Raw genomic sequence first — 319 nt, forward strand, 5'->3', positions numbered from 1 at the left:
GAACGGCGTACCGATCTCGTCCGGTTCGGTATCCACGGTGACGGTGCGGAACCCGATTCGGTGCCGGCTGGTGTCGACGGGCTCCCCGTCGGCCAGAAGCGTGACGGTCAGGTCGTACAGCGGCTGGTCGCCGTAGCCCAGCGGCCACCACAGCCGGGCGTTCGGCACGAGGACGGTGGCACGCGCGGCGGTGCCGCGGACCGCTGTCCGTACCTGGTCGTCGCCGATCGTGACGGCCACGGTGTACTCGCGGTCGTCGGCGCGGTCCACGTCCACGTGTACGTCTGCGCGGCCGCTGCCGTCGGGGTCCACGGTGACG

The 319-nt window shown here is 71.8% G+C and carries 1 pseudogene; it reads right to left on the reverse strand.

Annotated elements, in window-relative coordinates:
- Window positions 1-319, reverse strand: a pseudogene (locus tag TN53_RS43545) (glycoside hydrolase family 2 protein); the annotation flags it as partial.

The organism is Streptomyces sp. WM6386, assembly GCF_000972385.1.
GTDB lineage: Bacteria > Actinomycetota > Actinomycetes > Streptomycetales > Streptomycetaceae > Streptomyces.